This window comes from Nesterenkonia sandarakina, assembly GCF_003003175.1.
GTDB lineage: Bacteria > Actinomycetota > Actinomycetes > Actinomycetales > Micrococcaceae > Nesterenkonia > Nesterenkonia sandarakina_A.
Genome location: NZ_PVTY01000001.1, coordinates 180,910 through 201,300, shown reverse-complemented (window position 1 = coordinate 201,300; position 20,391 = coordinate 180,910). Strand labels below are relative to the sequence as shown.

Below are 20,391 nucleotides of genomic sequence, written 5' to 3'. Positions count from 1 at the left end.
CACCCACGACCCAAGGGACATCCCAGACGTGTTCAACTCCCTCTCCGATCGCCTGAGCGCCACCTTCAAGAACCTCCGCGGCAAGGGGAGGCTCTCCGAGGCCGACATCGACGGCACCGCGCGAGAGATCCGCCGAGCGCTGCTCGATGCCGACGTCGCGGTGCCGGTGGTCCGCGAGTTCATCGCCAAGGTCAAGGCGCGCGCGCTCGGGTCCGAGGTGGCCCAGGCGCTGAACCCGGGCCAGCAGGTCGTGAAGATCGTCAACGAGGAGCTCGTCGGGATCCTCGGCGGGCAGACCCGCGAGCTCACGTTCGCCAAGAACCCGCCCACGGTGATCATGCTCGCCGGCCTCCAGGGCGCGGGAAAGACCACGCTCGCCGGGAAGCTGGCGCATCACCTGAAGAATCAGGGGCACACCCCGATGCTGGTCGCCTGTGACCTTCAGCGTCCCAACGCGGTGACCCAGCTGCAGGTCGGCGGCAGGCGCGCCGGGGTCCCGGTCTACGCGCCGCACCCTGGCGTCTCCTCCGAGTTCGAGTCCGCCACTGGCGATCCGGTCAAGGTGGCCACGGATGGTCTGGCCGAGGCGCGCGGCAAGCTCCACGACGTCGTCATCATCGACACGGCCGGCCGCCTCGGCGTCGACGCTGAGCTGATGCGTCAGGCCGCCGACATCAAGGCCGCCGTGGGCGCCCACGAGACCCTCTTCGTGATCGACGCGATGATCGGTCAGGACGCGGTCACCACCGCCCAGGCGTTCAACGAAGGCGTGAACTTCACCGGCGTGGTGCTGACCAAGCTCGACGGCGACGCCCGCGGCGGTGCCGCGCTGTCGGTCGCCTCGGTCACCGGCAAGCCCGTCATGTACGCCTCCACCGGTGAAGGGCTGAAGGACTTCGAGGTCTTCCACCCGGACCGGATGGCGCGCCGGATCCTCGACATGGGCGACATCCTGTCCCTGGTCGAGCAGGCCGAGGCCAACTGGGACCGCGGCGAGGCCGAGAAGATGGCGCAGAAGTTCGCCGACCAGGAGGACTTCACGCTCGAGGACTTCCTGGGTCAGATGCAGCAGCTCAAGAAGATGGGCTCGATGAAGAAGCTGCTGGGCATGATGCCCGGCGCCCAGGGGATGCGTCAGCAGCTGGAGCAGTTCGACGAATCCTCCATCGGCCGGGTCGAGGCCATCATCTATTCGATGACCCCGTATGAGCGCAACGTCCCGAAGGTCATCAACGGCTCTCGACGCGCGCGCATCGCCAAGGGCTCCGGCGTGCACGTCTCCGAGGTCAATCAGCTCCTGGAACGCTTCACCCAGGCGCAGAAGATGATGAAGAAGATGGCCGGCGGCGGGGGCATGCCCCAGATGCCCGGCGGCGGCGGCATGCCAGGGATGGGCGGCATGCCCGGAATGGGCGGCGGCGGAGGCGCCTCGAAGAAGCGCAAGCCGCAGCCCAAGCCCAAGAAGAAGTCCGGAAACCCGGCGAAGGCCGCCCAGGAGGCCCGCGAGGCCGAGCTCAGGCGCACCCAGGGTGCCGCCAAGCGGATGGACGGCTCCAGCTTCGGAGCCGGCACCAAGGATCTCAAGCCCGAGGACCTGAACCTGCCCAAGGGATTCGAGAAGTACCTGCGCTGAGCGGGGCAGTTCCGGCCCGACCTGCGCTGATCAGGACGGACAAGGCCTCAGATCGCGTGTTCGGCCGATCTCTGGCACAATAGGCAGGTACTTTGTTCGACGGAGGGCACCCTCTAAACCCGCCGTAGGGACAATGTTCTGAAGTGGTCGCATCGATTGTGCAGCACGTCCCCACGCAATCAGATGCCTGACCGCGCCCCTGAAACAAGAAACAGGAGTGGACCACTCAAGTGGCAGTTAAAATTCGTCTGAAGCGCATGGGCAAGATCCGTGCACCGTTCTACCGCGTCGTCGTCGCCGACTCCCGCACCAAGCGGGATGGCGCCGCCATCGAGCAGATCGGCAAGTACGACCCGACGCAGGAGCCCTCGCTGATCGAGATCGATTCCGAGCGCGCTCAGTACTGGCTCTCCGTGGGCGCACAGCCCACCGAGCAGGTCAATGCACTGCTGAAGGTCACCGGTGACTGGCAGAAGTTCAAGGGCCTTGAAGGCTCCGAGGGTACTCTGCGGATCAAGGCCCCGAAGGAGGAGTTCGTCGCTCCTAACAAGGGTTCAGTCATCCAGGAGAAGAAGACCAAGGCTCCGGCTCCTGCCGACGATGCAGCTGAGTCTGCTTCGCAGGAGAACGCAGAGTAATCATGGGAGCTGATGCAGTGCTGAGTGACGCGCTCGAACACCTGGTCCGCGGAATCGTGGACGCACCCGATGACGTCGATGTCCGCCGTAAGGGCGGGCGTCGCTACGACGTGCTTCAGGTGCGAGTTCATCCGGATGATCTCGGTCGAGTGATCGGCCGGGCCGGGCGCACCGCCAAGGCACTGCGCACTGTGGTCTCCGCCCTCCCTGGTGGGGGCGATGTCCGCGTGGACGTGGTCGATACCGACCGCAGCCGCTGACGGATCTGAGGACTGCACCATGACTGCTGGCGCCCAAGGCCAGGAAGCACATGAGACCGACCCGCAGGCACTGCCAGATTCGGCAGAGCGCCTGCGGGTCGCTCGCATCGGCAAGCCCCACGGCATCCGTGGCGAGGTCACTGCCCAACTCTTCACCGATGAGCCGGAGGAGCGACTGGCTCCCGGATCGGTGATCATCCGCATCGCCGGAGACCAGACGGTGGATCGGATCACCACGCTGCTCACCGTCACCCGGCAGCGCTGGAACAAGAGCGTCGCGCTGCTGAGCTTCCGCGAGATCAACGACCGCGACAGCGCAGAGGCGCTGCGCGGCTCCACGCTCTACGTCGAGGTTCCGATGGAGGAAGACTCCGACGACGACGGCTGGTACAGCCACGAGCTCGCCGGCTTCGCCTGTGTGGACTCCGCAGGTGAGCCCCTGGGCACGCTGAAGGAGCTCATCACCGGCAGCGCGCAGGATCTGCTCGTGGTCACCGCGACCAGCGGCGAGGACGTGATGGTGCCCTTCGTCGAAGAGATCGTGCCCGAGGTGGATGTGGAGAACCAGCGCATCGTGCTGACCCCGCCGCCCGGCCTCTTCTGAGGCGGAGGCGCGCCATGCGGATCGACCTCATCTCGATCTTCCCCGAATTCTTCGACGTCCTCGACCTATCCCTGATCGGGAAGGCCCAGCGCGACGAGCTGCTCACCGTGCATCGGCACCAGCTGCGCGACTTCAGCTTCGACAAGCACCGCAGCGTCGATGACACCCCCACCGGCGGCGGCGCCGGCATGGTCATGAAGCCCGAGCCGTGGGCGCTGGCGCTGGAGCATGTGCTCACCCAGCGCGAGACCCCGACGGCGGCGGAACCACCGATCCTGATCATTCCCACCCCCGCGGGGGAGGTGCTCACCCAGCGGACCGCCCAGCAGCTCGCCCAGGCAGAGCACCTGGTCTTCGCGCCGGGACGCTTCGAGGGGATCGATCAGCGACTGATGGACTGGGCGCCGGAGCACTTCCAGGTGCGCCCCATGTCCATCGGGGACTACGTGCTCAACGGCGGCGAGTCCGCCGTCGTCGTCATGGTCGAAGCGATCACCCGGCTGATCCCCGGCGTGCTGGGCAACCCGGAGTCGCTCGCGGAGGAGTCCCACGCCCACGGCCTCCTGGAGTACCCCGTGTACACCAAGCCCGCACGCTGGCGCGGCCTCGACGTGCCGGAGATCCTGCTCTCCGGCGATCACGCCAAGATCGCTGCCTGGCGCGCGCAGCAGCAGGACCTGCGCACCCGGAAGCTGCGCCCCGATCTGTGGGCCAGACACGTGGTCGCACAGGAACAGAATCTGGCATAGAATTGACCACCGTGCCTGCTGGGCGGCTTCATCTGCCATAGGGGATGACCGTCAACAGACAGGCCGCCGGAGAGGGAAGTCCTCCCGATCCGGATCTCCACGCTTTGACCTGCGCCGGATTCCGGCGTGATCGGCGCCTTGCGCGTCGATCCGAAGAGGTCGCAACCCGGATGAATGACCTGTGGCAGTCGTCCAAGGAGAAGCATATGCATAAGCTTGATTTCATCGATTCAGCCAGCCTGCGCACCGACATCCCGGAGTTCGGCCCCGGCGACACCGTCAGCGTGCACGTGAACATCGTCGAGGGCAAGAACACCCGTGTTCAGGTCTTCAAGGGCTACGTCCTGGGTCGCCAGGGCCACGGCGTCGGTGAGACCTTCACGGTCCGCAAGGTCTCCTTCGGCGTCGGCGTGGAGCGCACCTTCCCGGTGCACTCCCCGGTGACCGAGAAGATCGAGGTCCTCGCTCGCGGTGACGTCCGTCGCGCCAAGCTGTACTACATGCGCGATCGCCATGGCAAGGCTGCACGCATCAAGGAAAAGCGTGAGTCCACCATTGCTCGCCAGCAGGGCGAGAAGGTCGAAGAGGTCACCGAGGCCTGATCTGCGGATCAGCCTCGGCGCACCGCTGAGAACCTGTACGTCTTATGAATAGCGCAGAGAACCCCGAGCCGTCCGAGTCTGACTCGACGGCGCGGGGTTCTCGGCGTCTGAAGGACTCTTCTCATCACCGCGGCTTCCGTCCCTGGGTGGCGGTGCTCGTGACCGCCGTCATCGCGGTGCTCGTCGCCACCGGACTGCGACTGTTCGTGGTCGATGTCTACACGGTCTCCCAGGTCTCCATGGCGCCGACCCTGGCCGACGCCGAGCGCATCGTGGTCGAGAAGGACTACCCCCGAGGATCAGGCGTCCAGCGCGGGGACGTGATCGTGTTCGACGGCGAAGGCTCCTTCACCCCCTATGAGGGCGGCAGCTCGACCTTGGAGCAGCTCGGCGCGCGGGTCGGGCACTGGTTCGGCCTGGCCACACCGCCTGCGACCTATGTCAAACGGGTGCTCGGCACCGGCGGCGACGTCGTGGCCTGCTGCACAGACTCCGGGCAGCTCACCGTCAACGGTGAACCCGTGGAAGAGTCATATCTGGGCCGCGAGGTCACCGCGGAGACGCCCGCCTCGGAGCTGAGCTTCGAGGCTGAGGTGCCGACCGGTCGGCTCTGGGTCATGGGCGACAACCGCGACCGTTCCCTGGATTCTCGGGCGCTGCTGGGTGCCCCCGGCGGGGGTATGATCAGCGAAGACCGCATCCTGGGTCGCGTCACCGGCGTGTTCTGGCCCTGGAATGAACGACGTGAGCTCCCGGAGGCCGATCATCAGCAGCAGTGACACGCCTCCGGCGCCGCAGCCCCAGAGCCGACGCGAGCGACGTCGCCAGGCCCGAGAGGCCCGACACCCGGTGGCGGCCTTCCTGATTGAGATCGCCACCGTCCTGGTGTTCGCGCTGGTCATCTCCTTCGTGGTCAAGACCTTCCTGTTCCGCGCCTTCTACATCCCCTCGGAGTCCATGGAGCCCACGCTGCAGGTCGATGACCGGATCATCGTGAATCTGCTGGCGCCGGAGGTCATGGAGGTGGAGCGCGGCGACGTCGTCGTCTTCGAAGACACCCGTCAGTGGTGGGGCGCCGGCACCCAGATCGAGACGAACACCTTCCAGGACGCGATGATCTTCTTCGGACTGATGCCCGACACCTCCTCGCACTACGTGGTCAAGCGAGTCGTCGGCGTCGGCGGAGATGAGGTCGAGTGCTGCGATGACCAGGGACGGATCCTGGTCAACGGCGAACCCATCGATGAGCCCTACATCTTCCCCGGCGACGTCCCCAGCGAGGGCGAGTTCGCGGTGACCGTGCCGGAGGACAACGTCTGGCTGCTTGGCGATCACCGCGGGAACTCCGCCGACTCACGGTCCCACGTGGATGAGCCCGATATGGGAGCCGTCCCGCTGGACGACGTCATCGGTCGATCCAGCGCTGTGATCTGGCCGCTCGAGCACTTCGGCGACGGCGGGACCGAGCGCGACCCGTTCGAATCGGTCCCTGCGCCGTGAGCACCCGTTCCGCCGCAGTCACGCGCTGATGCCTGAGAACGCCACGCTGCTGCCCGAGCTGGCCATCGCCGCGCAGCGCAACGTCCGCTACATCGCCGGCATCGACGAGGTCGGCCGGGGTGCCCTGGCCGGTCCGGTCAGCATCGGAGTGGTGGTCTTCGACCTCGCCGCCCCGGTGTTCGCCCAGACGCCGAAGGCCAGCGGAGTCTGCTCCCAGCTCGACGGCGTGCGGGACTCCAAGCTGCTCAGCGCCAAGGCGCGACAGCGTTGGCACCCGCACATCTGCGAACATGCCGCCGCCTTCAGCGTCCAACACCGGGCCCCTCGGGAGATCGACTCCCTGGGGATCAACGGGGCGCTGCGCGCTGCAGGACTGGCTGGGCTCAACGCGGTGGAGGTGCAGCTCGGGCGGCCCTTGGACGCCGTGATCCTGGACGGGTCCTACGACTGGCTGACCCACGGGGCCTCACCCCGCGTGCAGACCATGGTCAAGGCCGACATCAAGGCGCTCACGGTCGCCTGCGCCTCGGTGCTCGCGAAGCTGGAGCGGGACCGGCTGATGGAGGAGCTCGCCGCAGAGCACCCCGGGTACGGCTGGGACTCCAACCGCGGCTACGGCTCCCAGGGCCACCGCAGCGCCCTGCTGGAGCTCGGAGTCACCGCCCAGCACCGGCTCAGCTGGAACCTGGGCGTCTGAACCAGCTTCCATCGCCTGAACCAACTTCCGACGTCTGACCCAGCGACGGGCGCCTGACACGATGTCGGGCGCCTGATTCCGTGCTCGCCGTCTGATGCCACTTCGGGCGCCTGATGCGGTCCCGAGTGCCGGGTCCAGGCGTGGGCGGGTCACCTGGACCAGTTTGCCTCAGCTGAGTTCCGCCGTTCCTCTCCACGCTGGTTCTCCACAGCACACCGGACTCCCGGTTGCGACCTCGCAACGTGCCCGATGCTGGTGCTTCCACGAGAGGAGCGCAGATGCGAGCCAAGGACGTCACGGGCATCGTCGGAGAAGAGATCGCGGCCGAGTATCTGTCCCGGCAGGGGCATCAGGTCCTGGAACGCCGCTGGCGCGGAGCGCGCGGTGAGCTGGATCTGATCACCAGGGACGGCGCCCAGCTGGTGGCGGTGGAGGTCAAGACCCGTCGGGGCACCGGCTACGGCCACCCGTTCGAGGCGATCACGGGACCCAAGCTCGCCCGGCTGCATCGACTGCTGCTCGAGTACTGCGCCGCCGAGCACCGGATGCACGACCAGCGCCGGGTGGACGTGGTCGCCGTGGTGCTGAGCGGTTCCTCCGCGGCCCACTCTGCGGAGCATCTGATCCGCGGCCTGGAACATCTGAAGGATGTCGGCTGATGAGCATGGGTCGAGCCCGTGGGGTGGTCCTCTTCGGCATGGATGGGCATCTGATCGACGTGGAGGCCGACATCGGCCGGGCTCTGCCCGCGTTCATCCTGCTGGGCCTCCCCGACGCCTCCCTGCGCGAGAGCCAGGACCGCATCCGTTCCGCCGCCAAGAACACCGGATTCGATCTCCCTGCCCGGAGGCTCACCGTCAATCTGCTCCCGGCGTCGCTGCCGAAGTCCGGCTCGGTGCTGGACCTCGCGATCCTGATGAGCGCCTGGGCGGCCGATGGAAAGGTCCGCGGCACCGCTGAGGTCGTGTTCCTCGCGGAGCTGGGTCTGGACGGCCGACTCCGCCCGGTCCGCGGCGTCCTGCCCTCGGTGGCCGCCGCCCAGGCAGCCGGCGCGCAGACCGTGGTGGTCGCCCGAGAGAATGCCCAGGAGGCCGCCCTGGTGCCGGGTATGGAGGTTCTCGCCGCATCGCATGTGGGACAGGTCGTGACGTCCTTCGCCGCTGCAGCGCTGGAACCGTTGGCGCGTGATTCGCCCGGGGTCGAGCACTGGTCGGCAGGCCGATCCGAACCGGGCTCTGCACAGGACCTCACTGACCGATCGTGTAGTGCACAGGACCGGACCGGCACGCCCCAGACACAGGACGCCGGGGACTTCACCCCACACGTCGCCGGCCCAGACCTCGCTGAGGTGCGCGGCCAGGAGGAAGCCCGGTTCGCGCTGGAGCTCGCGGCGGCCGGTGGCCATCATCTTCTGCTCATCGGCGCTCCGGGAGCGGGCAAGACCATGCTCGCCGAGCGCATGTCCGGGATCCTGCCACCGCTGGATGACCAGGCCGCGATGGAGGCCACCGCGATCGAGTCGATCTCGGCAGATCCGCGCACCGTGACCAGGCTGCGCCGGACGCCTCCGTTCCAGGCGCCGCACCACAGCGCCTCGATGGCGGCGATCGTCGGGGGCGGGTCCCGGATCGCACGGCCCGGCGCCGTCACTCGTGCGCACCGGGGAGTGCTCTTCCTCGACGAGGCTCCAGAGTTTCCGCGTCACGCGCTGGATGCCCTGCGTCAGCCGCTGGAGACCGGAAGGATCTCGCTGCACCGCTCGGCCGGCAGCGTGACCTACCCCGCCCGATTCCAGCTCGTCCTGGCGGCGAATCCGTGTCCCTGTGGCCTCAACGTCGGCTCCGGGACTCGCTGTCGCTGTTCGGTGGCCCAGCGGCGCAACTACATGGCGAGGCTCTCTGGACCGCTGCTTGACCGCATCGACCTGCAGATCCAGGTGGACCGGCCCCGCTCAGCCGCTGCGGCCCTCGGGCCGCCGGGGGAGAGCTCCGCGGCGGTCCGTGCCCGGGTCCTCGCCGCCCGCGCGACACAGGCCCAGCGCCTGCAGACGTGGGGACTGAGGACCAATGCGCAGGCTCCGCTGCAGCTGCTGACCGGGGAGCTGAGGCTGCCTGCCGGGGCCACCCGAGACATCGACGCCGCACTGGATCGTGCCTCGATCTCGCTGCGCGGCTACCTGCGTGTGCTCAGGCTGGCCTGGACCATCGCTGACCTCATGGACCAAGACCGGCCCGGCGTCGACGAGGTCGATGCCGCCCTGCAGCTGCGGCAGAGGTCGCAGATCCACTGAATTCAGGAGGACCGATGACATCAGATCTACCCCAGGCACCGTCGATCTGCGCACCCGTGCCGCACCGGCAACGGATCATCCGCGCTGACCTGTCGCGACTGATCGAACCGGGCGACCTGCTGGCCGGGCTCGCGCTGGAGTGCTTCGGCCCAGCCCATCTGCACGCATTGATCACCTCGGAGCAGGCTCCCTCCGCCTCGGAGCAGCAGAGCCTCGCCGAGACCGCGGAGTCAGCGGGACTGGGACCGCGACAGCGCGATCTTCGGGTCGGGCTCGCTCGCTGGCGCACTCGCTGTGGGCAGCTCCACGGCGCGGCAGACATCGCGGCGATGAGCAGACTCGGCGGGGGCGTGCTGACACCCGAGGATTCTGCCTGGCCGCAGTCGCTCCAGGATCTCGGACCGCTGGCGCCCGTGGCGCTGTGGTTCCGCGGGGCCGCGGGGGAATCCGGGCGGGTGTCGCTGGCACGGATCCCCGGGCCGCACCGGACCGTGGCCATCGTCGGATCCAGGGAGATCACCGACTACGGCATTCGAATCACGGCGGAGATCACCGAAGATCTGGTGCGCGCCGGACTCTGCGTGGTCTCCGGCGGCGCCTATGGCGTCGACGCAGCAGCACACCGAGCGGCCCTGCGCGCAGGCCTGGAATGCGACCCGCGCCCGGTGCCGGGGCCGGCATCAGCCGCTCCCACACCGGCGTCCTCCGCGGAGATCGCCCATGCCGCGCCCACGCTCGCCGTCATGGCCGGGGGACTGGATCGGTTCTACCCGGCCGGCAACGAGAGTCTGCTCCGCGACGTGGCGTCGAACGGTGTGCTGCTCAGTGAGATGGCACCCGGGTCGGCGCCTACGCGGCATCGGTTCCTGCAGCGGAACCGCCTCATCGCGGCTCTGGGCATGGTCACAGTGGTCACCGAGGCGCGCTGGCGCAGCGGGGCGCAGTCCACGGCTCATCATGCGCTCACACTGGGCAGGGAGGTCGGCGTGGTCCCGGGAAGCGTCTTCTCGGCGTCCTCGGCCGGCTGTCACCGGCTGCTGCGTGAGACCCCGGCCCAGCTGGTGCGTGACGCGACCGACGTCTTGAGTCTGGTCACCGGCAGCCCGCCGGGAGGGACCTCCGAGGAGCACAGACCCGGCGGCTCGTCATCGAACGGCCTTTCGCTTCCCGCGGTCTCTGCGGGTATGTCCCGAGACGCAGCCTCATCCGATCTCACTCTGCCGGCAGAGCGGGAGCACCCTCAGGACGGACTCGATGAGGCGCAGCGACTGCTCTTCGATGCCCTTCCCCGACGCGGCTTGAGCGCCCCCGGCAAGCTCTCAGCGGTCTCGGGCCTCCCGCTGCCCAAGGTCCTCGCCGAGCTCACTCGACTTCAGCGCTCCGGCCACGCCCGAGACGTCAACGGACACTGGGGACGCGCATGAGATCCCTACAGAGCCACGAGCGGGCCACCGCGGCCGTAGACTTTCGCCATGGCCCCCGGACAGGATCGATCAGCAGACCCCGCTGCGTCAGCGGAACCCGAGCTGATCACGGCGTTCATCGATCATCTCCGCCACGAGCGCGGCCTCTCCGCCCAGACGATCCGCGCGTACCGCGGCGATCTGGTTCAGCTCGCCAAACGCCGCGGCCCGCTGGAGCAGATCAGCCTGGCCGGCATCCGCAGCTGGCTGGGGGAGCTGCACGAAGCAGGACTCTCCCGGAACACCCTGAACCGGAAGACCGCCTCCGTGCGGGCCTTCACCGCCTGGGCGCATCGCCGCGGCCACCTGCCCGAGGACCCATCCGCCCGGCTGCGGACCGCCCGGCGCAGCAACCACCTCCCGGATGTGCTGCAGCACCAGCACGTGGAACAGCTCACCAGCCACTTGGCCTCGGCCGCGCAGGAGGCCGCCCATGCGGCCGAACCCGATCCGGCGGCGCAGGCGATGAGCCTGCGCGACGCCGCGATGGTGGAGCTGCTCTACGCCACCGGCATGCGCGTCTCCGAGTTGAGCGGACTGGACCTGTCCTCCTTCGAGACGGGCCGCCGGATGGTGCGGCTGCTCGGCAAGGGCAACAAGGAGCGAATCGTTCCCTACGGCGTGCCGGCAGAGACAGCGCTGAGCCGCTGGCTCGCAGAGGGACGCCCCGTGCTGGCTGCACCCGCCTCGGGAAGTGCCTGCTTCCTGGGTCGCCGCGGAGGTCGGATCGATGTGCGCACAGTCCGCCGCGTCGTCGACGAGGGACTCTCCCGGCTCGGAACCACCGCAGCGCGCGGGCCTCACGCGCTGCGACACACGGCCGCGACCCATCTGCTGGAGGGCGGTGCGGATCTGCGCACGGTCCAGGAGCTGCTGGGCCACGCCTCCTTGAGCACCACCCAGCTCTATACCCATGTCACCATCGACTCGCTTCGCGACGCCTATGGGCAGGCTCATCCTCGTGCCTGACAAGGCGATCTGACCTGGATCTGTTAACATCAGTAGTGTTGCTCGGCGCACGAGGTGTTAACCTTGGCAGAGCATCACAACCATCAGCCACCTGGCTGCTGTCTGGTCGTAGGGGAAGACGTACCAACAGCACAGTGGAGGATGGATATGTCGCAAAATATGGCCCGAGGTGTGCTTCACATCCATTCGGCGCCTGCCGCGCTCTGCCCGCATGTCGAATGGGCAGTGTCCTCGGCAGTCGACGCCCGCGTGGATTTCACATGGCACCCTCAGCCCGCCGCGCCCGGAGACTTCCGGGCGGAGCTCTCCTGGGAGGGTCCAGCCGGTCTGGGCGCGACCCTGGCCTCAGCGCTGCGCGCCGTGAGTCATCTGCGTTTCGAGGTGACCGAGGACCCCTCGCCCGGCTGCGACGGCGGGCGCTGGTCGCACACGCCCGAGCTTGGCATCTTCCACGCCACCACTGACGTCCACGGCAACATCGTGGTGTCCGAGGACCGGATCCGCTACGCCTATGAGATGGGCGCCGGCGACCCCTCGGTGGTCTACCAGGAGCTCTCCCTCGCGCTGGGTGAGGCCTGGGACGAGGAGCTTGAATCCTTCCGCCACGCAGCAGAGGGCGCCCCCGTCCATTGGCTTCACCAGGTGGTCAGCTGAGCCGAGGCTGACCGGCCGAGCGTCCTCCACCGCCCGGCATCAGCCAGCAGCTCGGCCCCCGCCAGAAGCTGGGCCGCCACCGCCCACAGCCGCACAACAAGACTTGCCGCACAGAGCCCGCTTCCAGCGGGCCATCGCTTCCCAGCGCGGCAGCTTCTCCGTGAAGCAGCAAAGACCCCCGGCCGGGATCCTTCAGGATCCTGACCGGGGGTCTTTTTCTGTGCTCGCAGCCGGGGCGTGCCCGGGCAGGGACGCTCAGTACGTGCGGAAGGCCGCCACGGCGTTGTGCCCGCCGAAGCCGAAGGAGTTGCACAGCGCCACCTGCTGCTTGTCTCCGAGGTCGCGCGGGGATCCGGTCACCACGTCGAGCGGCATCTCCGGATCCTGATTGTCCAGGTTGATGGTGACCGGGGCCCGGCGCTCATGCAGCGCCTTGACGGTCAGCACCGACTCCACGGCACCCGCGGCACCGAGCAGGTGTCCGGTCTGGGACTTGGTGGCGGAGATGCACACGTTCTCGAGGTGATCCCCGAACACCGACTTCAGCGCCGCATACTCGGGCTTGTCCCCGACCGGGGTGGAGGTGGCGTGGGCGTTGACGTGGGTCACGTCGCTGAGCTCAGCGCCGGCCGATTCCAGCGCGCGGCGCAGTGCGCGGGAGGCGCCCAGTGCCTCCGGATCCGGTGCCGTGATGTGGTGGGCGTCGGAGGTGATCGCCGATCCGGCGAGCTCCGCGTAGATCGTCGCGCCACGAGCCTTGGCGTGCTCCTCGGTCTCGACCACCAGCGCGCCCGCGCCCTCGCCCATGACGAAGCCGTCGCGGTCCAGGTCATAGGGCCGGGACGCCGAGGCGGGGTCGTCGTTGCGCTTCGAGAGGGCCTGCAGGGAGGCGAACGCCGCCATGGGCAGGGGGTGGATGGCCGCCTCGGTGCCGCCGGCGAGGACGACGTCGGCGTCGCCCTTGCGCAGCATCTCCAGGGCCACGTCCAGGGCCTCGACGCCGGAGGCGCAGGCGGAGACCGCGGTGCGCGCCCCGCCCTGGGCGCCCAGGTCGAGGCTGATCGCCCCGGCGGCGCCGTTGGGCATCAGCATCGGCACGGTCATCGGCATCACGCGGCGCGGGCCGCGCTCGCGCAGGGTGTCCCAGCTGTCGATCAGCGTCCACACGCCGCCGATGCCGGTGGCGAAGGAGACCGCGACACGCTCGGGGTCCAGGTCATAGCCCTCGTCGCCGGGGCGGCTGAGTCCGGCGTCGTCCCAGGCCTGCCGGGCCGCAACCATGCCCAGCTGGGTGGAGCGGTCCATCCGGCGCGTCTCGGGTCGCGCAAGCACCTCGGCCGGTTCGATGGCGACCTCGGCCGCGAAGGTGACGGGCAGCTGGTACTTCTCGACCCAGTCGTGCTCGAGGGTCTTGGCCCCTGGCGTGCCGGCCAGTGCGTTGGTCCAGAGCGTCTGCACGTCGCCGCCGATGGGGGTGGTGGCGCCGAGACCAGTGATGACAAGACGACGTGTCATGGATCTACCTCAATGAAAGTGGGACAGCAGGTGGGGGAGTGGAAGGGAGGGCTCGGCGGTGCGCCGGAGCCCTCCCGTCCGATGCGGGGCTGAATCAGCCCTGTGCGTTGGCGATGAAGTCGACGGCGTCGCCGACGGTGGCGAGGTTCTTGACCTCCTCGTCGGGGATCTTCACGTCGAACTTCTCTTCGGCGTTGACCACGATGGTCATCATCGAGATCGAGTCGATGTCCAGGTCCTCGGTGAAGGACTTGTCCGTTTGGACCTCTTCGACCTCGAGGCCGGTCTCTTCGTTCACGATCTCTGCCAGGCCTGCGAGGATCTCGTTCTTGTCAGCCATATCGGCGACTCCTTTTCTGTGGGTGGATCTTGGGGTTCGTGGTGAATCTGTCCCGGACCTGCGTCGCAGTCCCGGGCCCGGGGCTACGGCAGCCGGATGACCTGCGTGCCGTAGACCAGTCCGGCTCCGAAGCCGATCTGCAGAGCGAGACCGCCGGAGAGTTCTGGGTTCTCCTTGAGCAGGCGATGCATGGCCAGCGGGATCGAGGCGGCGGAGGTGTTGCCCGCGTCTGCGATGTCTCGCCCGACCTTGACGTGCTCAGGAAGCTTCAACTGTTTGACCATCTCGTCGATGATGCGCATGTTCGCCTGGTGCGGGACGAAAGCCACGAGGTCATCGGCGGTGACTCCTGCGGCGTCCAGCGCCTGCTGGGCGACCTTCGCCATCTCCCAGACGGCCCAGCGGAAGACGGTGGGGCCGTCCTGGCGCAGCGTGGGCCAGTAGCGGTTCTCCGCGTCGAGCAGCTCGGTGGCGTCCTGGGTCTCGCGGGCGCGGGCCAGTGCGTCACGGAAGTTCAGCAGCGTGCTGTCCATGGCCACGGCCTCCCACTTCTCGCCGTTGGAGCCGAGGATCGACGGGGAGATGCCGGGAACCTCGGAGGGGCCGATGATCGCGGCCCCGGCGCCGTCGCCGAGGAGGAAGGAGATGGTGCGCTCATGGTTGTCGATGAAGTCGGAGAGCTTCTCCACCCCGACCACCAAGACGTAGGGGGACAGCCCGGAGCGGACCATGGCATCGGCCTGGCCGATGCCGTAGCAGTAGCCGGCGCAGGCCGCGGAGATGTCGAAGGCCGCGGCGGGGGTGGCGCCCAGGCGGTGCGCCAGATCGGCGGCTGCCGAAGGTGTGGCGAACGGGTGGGTGACGGTCGCGACGATGACTCCCCCGAGCTGATCACCGGAGATCCCTGCGTGCTCCAGCGCCTCGCGGGCGGCCCCTTCGGCCATGTCGACCACAGAGACGTCGCGCGGCGCACGATGGCGGGTCTTGATGCCGGTGCGCTGCTGGATCCACTCGTCGGAGGAATCGATCCACTGGCAGATCTGCTCGTTGTCGATCACGAGCTCAGGACGGTAGGCGCCCAGTCCCATGACGCGGGTGCCCGCCACGGCGGTGGGCTGATTCAATGCGACAGTCACGTCAGGCACGTCCTTTGTGGATCATTGGGGATAGCTGCGCGGCGGTCTCGCCTGCGCAGAAGGTGTCTGGGGCCTTCACAGCGGGCCCCTCGGCTCAACCTGCATGCTCGGCGATGAATTCCTGGGCGGCGGCGATGTCTGCGGGAGTCTTGACGGCCAGAGACTTCACACCCTTGAGCCCGCGCTTGGCCAGACCGGTCAGTGTGCCTCCGGGCAGCAGCTCCAGGACCCCGGTGACCCCGGCCTGCGCCATGGTCTCCATGCACAGGTCCCAGCGGACCGGACGGGTCACCTGGTCCACCAGGCGCTGCAGCACTTCGGCCCCGTCAGCGACATAGTCGCCGTCGCGGTTGGAGATCAGCCGATGGCGTGGATCCGTCACCTCGAAGCTGGCCGCGGCCGCGCCGAGCGCCTGTTGGGCCGAGGCCATGAACTCGGTGTGGAACGCGCCGGCCACGGTCAGCGGGATCACCCGGGCCCGTGCGGGCGGATTGGCTTCCAGGGTCGCAAGCTTGTCGGGCTCTCCGGCGGCGACGATCTGTCCTGGGCCGTTGGCGTTGGCGGGGGTCAGTCCGGCGTCGGCGATCGCTTGGCGGACCTCCTCCTCGACGCCGCCGACGACGGCGGCCATGGAGGTGGGCACGGCGGCCGCCGCGGCGGCCATGGAGGTTGCGCGGACCTTGATGAACTCCAGCGCCTGCGCACTGGTGAGCACTCCGGCCAGCACGGCGGCGGGGACCTCGCCCACGGAGTGGCCGGCGTAGAGCACCCGAGCGGGATCGAGGCTCGAGAGGTCCAGAGCGGATGCGCTGAGCAGCGATGCCGCCACGATGAGCGGCTGGGCGACGGCGGTGTCCCGGATCGTCTCGGTGTCAGAGACCGTTCCGTGGGTGATCAGGTCGGTCCCTGAGTGCCGGGAATAGGTATCGAGAGTGGCGCGGGAGGCCTCGTCGCTGATCCATTCCGCGAGGAAGCCTTGGGTCTGGGACCCCTGTCCGGGGCAAACTATGGCAAGCACAACTCCAACTTCCCATATTGCGGGTGGTTTTCACGGGGTATGGGCTCACCAAGCTCCACCGTGGCCTTTGTAGGTACCCTACAACGCGGGTTCACAGCCGTCCGACGGCCAGCGCGGTCTGCAGCACGTAGGCGTCGCGCGGGACCACGGGGTCCCAGCCGGTGATGTCGGTGACCCGGCGCAGCCGGTAGCGCACGGTGTTGGTGTGGACGAAGAGTTCCCGTGCCGTGGCCTCCAGCGAATGTCCGGCCTCGAGATAGGCGGTCACGGTGTCGAGCAGCCCGTTGCCCGCTGCGCTGAGCACCTCGAAGATGCTCTCGCGCAGCACCGACTTTGCGGTCTCGTCCCCGCAGAGGGCGCGTTCCGGAAGCAGGTCCGCGGCGGCCACCGGGCGGGGGGCGGTGGTCCAGGCGCCGGCGGCGGTGAATCCGGTGAAGGCCGACTGTGCGCTGCCGTGGGACTGGCTGATCGATCCTTCGAAGCTGGAGAAGACCACCTGGCCTGGTCCGAAGCGGGGGAGGATCCGTTCGAGCCCCTCGGCGAGCTCGCTGACCCGGCCCAGCAGCAGGATCAGCCGGTCCCCGTGGACGCCGACCACCGCGTCGGCGGAGAAGCGGATGCACTGGCGTCGCAGCTGGGACATGAACACGGCGTCGGCCTGTTCCGGCGCCTCTCCGACGACGACGACCACTCCCTCGTGGCTGCGCCACCCGACGGCTGCGGCGCGGGAGGCGATCTGTTCGGCGGGCTCCCCGCGCAGCACCGCATCCACCAGCAGCGCCTCCAGGCGGGAGTCCCAGGCGCCGCGGGACTCTGCGGCGCGGGCGTAGACGTCGGCGATCGCGAAGGCGACCTCACGGGAGTAGCGCAGCACGGCTTCCAGCATCAGCTGCTGGTCCTGCGCCGGCACCAGCCCTGGCAGCCGCTGCTCCACCGCCTCGACGATGCTGCGGATGAGCTGCAGCGCACGCTGCAGCGAGATGGTGCGCATCAGATCCGTGGGGGCGTTGCCGAGCAGCTCGTTGACCAGCGGGAGCGAGCGCGAGGTCGGGTTCTCTAACCAGGTGATCAGGCCTCCGATGCCGCGCTGGGCGATCAGCCGCAGCGACGCCCGTTCATCGGTGCTCAGGTGGCGGTACCAGGTGAGGGTCTCCTCCAGGTGGCAGTTGACCTCGTGGGTGAGGTTGCCCGCGTCGGAGCGGAGCACCTCCAGGGCCTCCCAGGAGACCGGTACGGGCCCGGGCGTCGTCGGAGCAGATGCAGTCATGCTCTGGAGCCTAGAGCGTGTGGGGTTCCCCCGCCAGTTGTGTGATCCCTACAAACCTCGCCGACGGGAAAGTCCCTGGTGTGCAGCGTGGATTCAGACCCAGCGGGGGCCCGGAGCTGATGCTCCGGGCCCCCGCTGGGTGTTCATCGTGGATGCCCCGCACTTGGGGCGTCGAGTGTCAGGCGTCGCCGCCGGCCTCACCGGAGGTGCCGGCCCGGACGTTGCCGAGATCGTACTTCTTCATCGCGTCGACCGGAGCCGAGGCGTCGACGGCGCCCTCGTCGGCGAGCATCTGCAGAGCGCGCACCACCATCGAGTGGGCGTCGATCTTGAAGTGCCGACGTGCCGCTGCGCGGGTGTCCGAGAAGCCGAAGTTGTCGGCGCCCAGGGTCGCGAAGCGGTTGGGCAGGAACTGGCGGATCTGGTCCGGGACCTGGGTGGCGAAGTCGGTGGTCGCGATGATCGGACCCTCGGCTCCTTCCATCTGCTGGGTCACGAAGGGAACCTCGGGCTCGCGCTCGGGGTCCAGCATCGCCGACTGCTCCACGTGCAGCGCCTGGCGGCGCAGCTCGTTCCAGGAGGTCACCGACCAGACATCGGCCGAGACGCCCCACTCGTCAGCGAGGATCTCTGCGGCCTCCTTGGCCCACGGCACGCCGACGCCCGATGCCAGCAGCTGGACCTTGGGGCCGTCCTGCTCGGAGCTGGAGAGCTTGTAGATGCCGCGCTTGACGCCTTCGATGTCCAGGCCCTCGGGCTCGGGAAGGTGCTGGACCGGCTCGTTGTAGACGGTGAGGTAGTACATCACGTTGTGGTCACCGTCGTGATCGCCGTACATCTCGAACAGGCCGTTCTCCATGATGTGGGCGATCTCGTAGCCGAAGGCCGGATCGAAGTGCTTCACCGCGGGGTTGGTCGCCGCCAGCAGCGGGGAGTGACCGTCGAGGTGCTGCAGACCCTCACCGGCGAGCGTGGTGCGCCCGGCGGTCGCGCCGATGATGAATCCGCGCGCCAGCTGATCGGCGGCGGCCCAGAAGGAGTCACCGGTGCGCTGGAAGCCGAACATGGAGTAGAAGATGTAGAACGGGATCATCGTCTCGCCGTGCGTGGCGTAGGAGGTGCCGGCGGCGGTGAAGGCCGCGGTGGCACCTGCCTCGTTGATGCCCGGGTGGATCATCTGACCCTGTGGGGACTCCTTGTACGCCAGCATCAGCTCGCGGTCCACGGAGATGTAGTTCTGTCCCTTGGGGTTGTAGATCTTCGCGGTCGGGAAGAACGAGTCCATGCCGAAGGTGCGCGCCTCATCCGGGATGATCGGCACGATCCGGTGACCGATGTTCTTGTCCCGCATCAGGTCCTTGAGCAGCCGGACCAGCGCCATGGTGGTGGCGGCCTTCTGCTTGCCGGAGCCCTTCTTCGCCTGGGCGTAGGTCTTGGCCTCGGGGAGGATCAGCCCCTCGCCGGCGGTCCGACGCTCGGGCACGGCCCCGCCGAGGTGCGACCGACGCTCAAGCGTGTACTTGACCTCGTCGGAGTCCTTGCCCGGGTGGTAGTAGGGGACGTTGTAGGGATCGGCTTCGATCTCCTCGTCGCTGACCGGGATCCGCAGGGTGTCGCGGAAGCGCTTGAGGTCATCGACGGTGAGCTTCTTCATCTGGTGGGTCGCGTTGCGGCCCTCGAAGCTCGGTCCCAGACCGTAGCCCTTGACCGTCTGGGCCAGGATCACGGTGGGCTTGCCGGAGAACTCGGTGGCGGCCTTGTACGCGGAATAGACCTTCTTATAGTCGTGTCCGCCGCGCTTGAGGTTCCAGATGTCGTCGTCGGACATGTCCGCGACGAGCTCCTTGGTCTTGGCGGAGCGCCCGAAGAAGTGCTCGCGGACGAACGCGCCGGACTCGGCCTTATAGGTCTGGTAGTCACCGTCGAGGGTCTCGTTCATGACCCGGACCAGCTCGCCGTCGTCGTCCTGATCCAGCAGCTCGTCCCATTCACGGCCCCAGAGGACCTTGATGACGTTCCAGCCGGCGCCGCGGAAGAACGCTTCCAGCTCCTGGACGATCTTGCCGTTGCCGCGCACCGGACCGTCGAGGCGCTGCAGGTTGCAGTTCACCACGAAGTTCAGGTTGTCGAGCTTCTCGTTGGCCGCGAGCTGCAGCAGACCGCGGGACTCGGGCTCGTCCATCTCGCCGTCGCCGAGGAACGCCCAGACCTGCTGGTCCGAGGTGTCCTTGATGCCGCGGTTGTGCAGGTAGCGGTTGAACTGCGCCTGGTAGATGGCGTTCATCGGACCGATGCCCATGGACACGGTCGGGAACTGCCAGAACTCCGGCATCAGCCGCGGGTGCGGGTAGGAGCTCAGGCCGTCGGGGGCCTTGGACATCTCCTGGCGGAAGCCGTTGAGCTGCTCCTCGGTGAGGCGCCCCTCGAGGTAGGCGCGGGAGTAGTTGCCGGGGGAGGAGTGGCCCTGGAAGAAGACCTGGTCTCCGCCGCCCGGGTGGTCGGCGCCGCGGAAGAAGTGGTTCATGCCCACCTCGTAGAGGGTGGCCACGCCGGCATAGGAGGAGATGTGTCCGCCCACGGAGATGTCGCCGCGCTGGGCGCGGTGCACCATGATCGCGGCGTTCCAGCGCAGGATGCGGCGCACGCGGCGCTCCATCTCCTCGTCGCCGGGGAAGTCGGGCTCCTGATCCACCGGGATGGTGTTCACGTAGTCCGTGGTGGTGACCATCGGGACCTCGATGGACTTCGCGCCGGCTCGCTGGAGCAGCGAGCGGACGATGTACTCCGCGCGCTCAGTGCCGTGGAATTCCACGAGCTGGTCAAAAGACTCCAGCCATTCCTGGGTCTCCTCCGGATCCAGGTCCGGAAGTTGGTTCGTCAGTCCGCTGCGGATATGGGAGTTCTCTTCACCAGCGCTCACGGGTCACCTCTCAAGGGGTAAGGGGTCTGGGCCATGCGGTCCGCGGACAGGGATGTTCCACGAGCGGGACCCACGAGGTCATCTGCCACAGGTTGTTCAGCGGCCGATTTTCAGCTCAACTCTACCCGCTCGGGTG

Annotated in this window: 20 protein-coding genes; 14 read left to right on the top strand and 6 right to left on the bottom strand. The window is 68.1% G+C overall.

The window, feature by feature from the left end; translation table 11 throughout:
- The first annotated feature begins 28 nt into the window (after positions 1-28).
- The 14 genes from ffh (at position 29) to BCL67_RS00810 (ending at position 12,059) form a co-directional block, all read left to right on the top strand.
- Positions 29-1,633, top strand: a complete 1,605-nt coding sequence (gene ffh, locus BCL67_RS00875) for a signal recognition particle protein (RefSeq protein WP_106121588.1) — start codon at positions 29-31, stop codon at positions 1,631-1,633.
- Positions 1,634-1,863: 230 nt separating this feature from the next.
- Positions 1,864-2,271 (top strand): 30S ribosomal protein S16, encoded by a 408-nt coding sequence (gene rpsP, locus BCL67_RS00870; protein ID WP_106121587.1) that lies wholly within the window; start codon positions 1,864-1,866, stop codon positions 2,269-2,271.
- Positions 2,272-2,288: 17 nt separating this feature from the next.
- A complete protein-coding gene (locus BCL67_RS00865) occupies positions 2,289-2,531 on the top strand; it encodes an RNA-binding protein (RefSeq protein ID WP_036476533.1) in 243 nt (80 codons plus the stop codon).
- 19 nt (positions 2,532-2,550) lie between these two features.
- Entirely contained in the window at positions 2,551-3,135 is a 585-nt protein-coding gene (gene rimM / locus BCL67_RS00860; protein WP_106121586.1) for a ribosome maturation factor RimM, read from the top strand.
- A 14-nt stretch (positions 3,136-3,149) separates the two neighbouring features.
- Complete coding sequence (gene trmD / locus BCL67_RS00855; protein WP_106121585.1) at positions 3,150-3,884, top strand: tRNA (guanosine(37)-N1)-methyltransferase TrmD; 735 nt, start codon at positions 3,150-3,152, stop codon at positions 3,882-3,884.
- Between the two features lie 206 nt (positions 3,885-4,090).
- Positions 4,091-4,486 carry a 50S ribosomal protein L19 gene (rplS, locus tag BCL67_RS00850; protein WP_106121584.1) on the top strand — a complete coding sequence of 132 codons (396 nt, stop codon included), beginning with the start codon at positions 4,091-4,093 and terminating at the stop codon, positions 4,484-4,486.
- Between the two features lie 158 nt (positions 4,487-4,644).
- Positions 4,645-5,265, top strand: a complete 621-nt coding sequence (gene lepB / locus BCL67_RS00845) for a signal peptidase I (protein WP_258174651.1) — start codon at positions 4,645-4,647, stop codon at positions 5,263-5,265.
- Complete coding sequence (lepB, locus tag BCL67_RS00840) at positions 5,231-5,986, top strand: signal peptidase I (RefSeq protein WP_258174649.1); 756 nt, start codon at positions 5,231-5,233, stop codon at positions 5,984-5,986. The genes lepB (BCL67_RS00845) and lepB (BCL67_RS00840) overlap by 35 nt, the downstream gene beginning before the upstream one ends.
- Before the next feature lie 28 nt (positions 5,987-6,014).
- Positions 6,015-6,683: a ribonuclease HII gene (locus BCL67_RS00835; protein ID WP_106121581.1), complete on the top strand. Its 669-nt coding sequence runs from the start codon at positions 6,015-6,017 to the stop codon at positions 6,681-6,683.
- 278 nt (positions 6,684-6,961) lie between these two features.
- Entirely contained in the window at positions 6,962-7,342 is a 381-nt protein-coding gene (locus tag BCL67_RS00830; RefSeq protein WP_106121580.1) for a YraN family protein, read from the top strand.
- Positions 7,342-8,973: a YifB family Mg chelatase-like AAA ATPase gene (locus BCL67_RS00825; protein WP_106121579.1), complete on the top strand. Its 1,632-nt coding sequence runs from the start codon at positions 7,342-7,344 to the stop codon at positions 8,971-8,973. The genes BCL67_RS00830 and BCL67_RS00825 overlap by 1 nt, the downstream gene beginning before the upstream one ends.
- Before the next feature lie 14 nt (positions 8,974-8,987).
- Entirely contained in the window at positions 8,988-10,397 is a 1,410-nt protein-coding gene (locus BCL67_RS00820; protein WP_106121578.1) for a DNA-processing protein DprA, read from the top strand.
- 48 nt (positions 10,398-10,445) lie between these two features.
- Positions 10,446-11,405 carry a tyrosine recombinase XerC gene (locus tag BCL67_RS00815; RefSeq protein WP_106121577.1) on the top strand — a complete coding sequence of 320 codons (960 nt, stop codon included), beginning with the start codon at positions 10,446-10,448 and terminating at the stop codon, positions 11,403-11,405.
- A 147-nt stretch (positions 11,406-11,552) separates the two neighbouring features.
- Positions 11,553-12,059 carry a DUF3145 domain-containing protein gene (locus BCL67_RS00810; RefSeq protein WP_106121576.1) on the top strand — a complete coding sequence of 169 codons (507 nt, stop codon included), beginning with the start codon at positions 11,553-11,555 and terminating at the stop codon, positions 12,057-12,059.
- Positions 12,060-12,314: 255 nt separating this feature from the next.
- On the opposite strand, the gene fabF is transcribed toward BCL67_RS00810, so the two are convergent.
- The 6 genes from fabF to aceE form a co-directional block, all read right to left on the bottom strand.
- Positions 12,315-13,574, bottom strand: coding sequence for a beta-ketoacyl-ACP synthase II (gene fabF / locus BCL67_RS00805; RefSeq protein WP_106121575.1), 1,260 nt, complete (start codon positions 13,572-13,574; stop codon positions 12,315-12,317).
- A gap of 94 nt (positions 13,575-13,668) precedes the next feature.
- Positions 13,669-13,914: an acyl carrier protein gene (locus BCL67_RS00800; RefSeq protein ID WP_106121574.1), complete on the bottom strand. Its 246-nt coding sequence runs from the start codon at positions 13,912-13,914 to the stop codon at positions 13,669-13,671.
- An 83-nt stretch (positions 13,915-13,997) separates the two neighbouring features.
- Positions 13,998-15,002, bottom strand: a complete 1,005-nt coding sequence (locus BCL67_RS00795; RefSeq protein WP_106121712.1) for a beta-ketoacyl-ACP synthase III — start codon at positions 15,000-15,002, stop codon at positions 13,998-14,000.
- Between the two features lie 142 nt (positions 15,003-15,144).
- Positions 15,145-16,068, bottom strand: coding sequence for an ACP S-malonyltransferase (locus tag BCL67_RS00790; protein ID WP_106121573.1), 924 nt, complete (start codon positions 16,066-16,068; stop codon positions 15,145-15,147).
- Between the two features lie 91 nt (positions 16,069-16,159).
- A complete protein-coding gene (locus BCL67_RS00785; RefSeq protein ID WP_106121572.1) occupies positions 16,160-17,335 on the bottom strand; it encodes a PucR family transcriptional regulator in 1,176 nt (391 codons plus the stop codon).
- A gap of 178 nt (positions 17,336-17,513) precedes the next feature.
- Entirely contained in the window at positions 17,514-20,255 is a 2,742-nt protein-coding gene (gene aceE / locus BCL67_RS00780) for a pyruvate dehydrogenase (acetyl-transferring), homodimeric type (RefSeq protein WP_106121571.1), read from the bottom strand.
- Positions 20,256-20,391 lie beyond the last annotated feature (136 nt).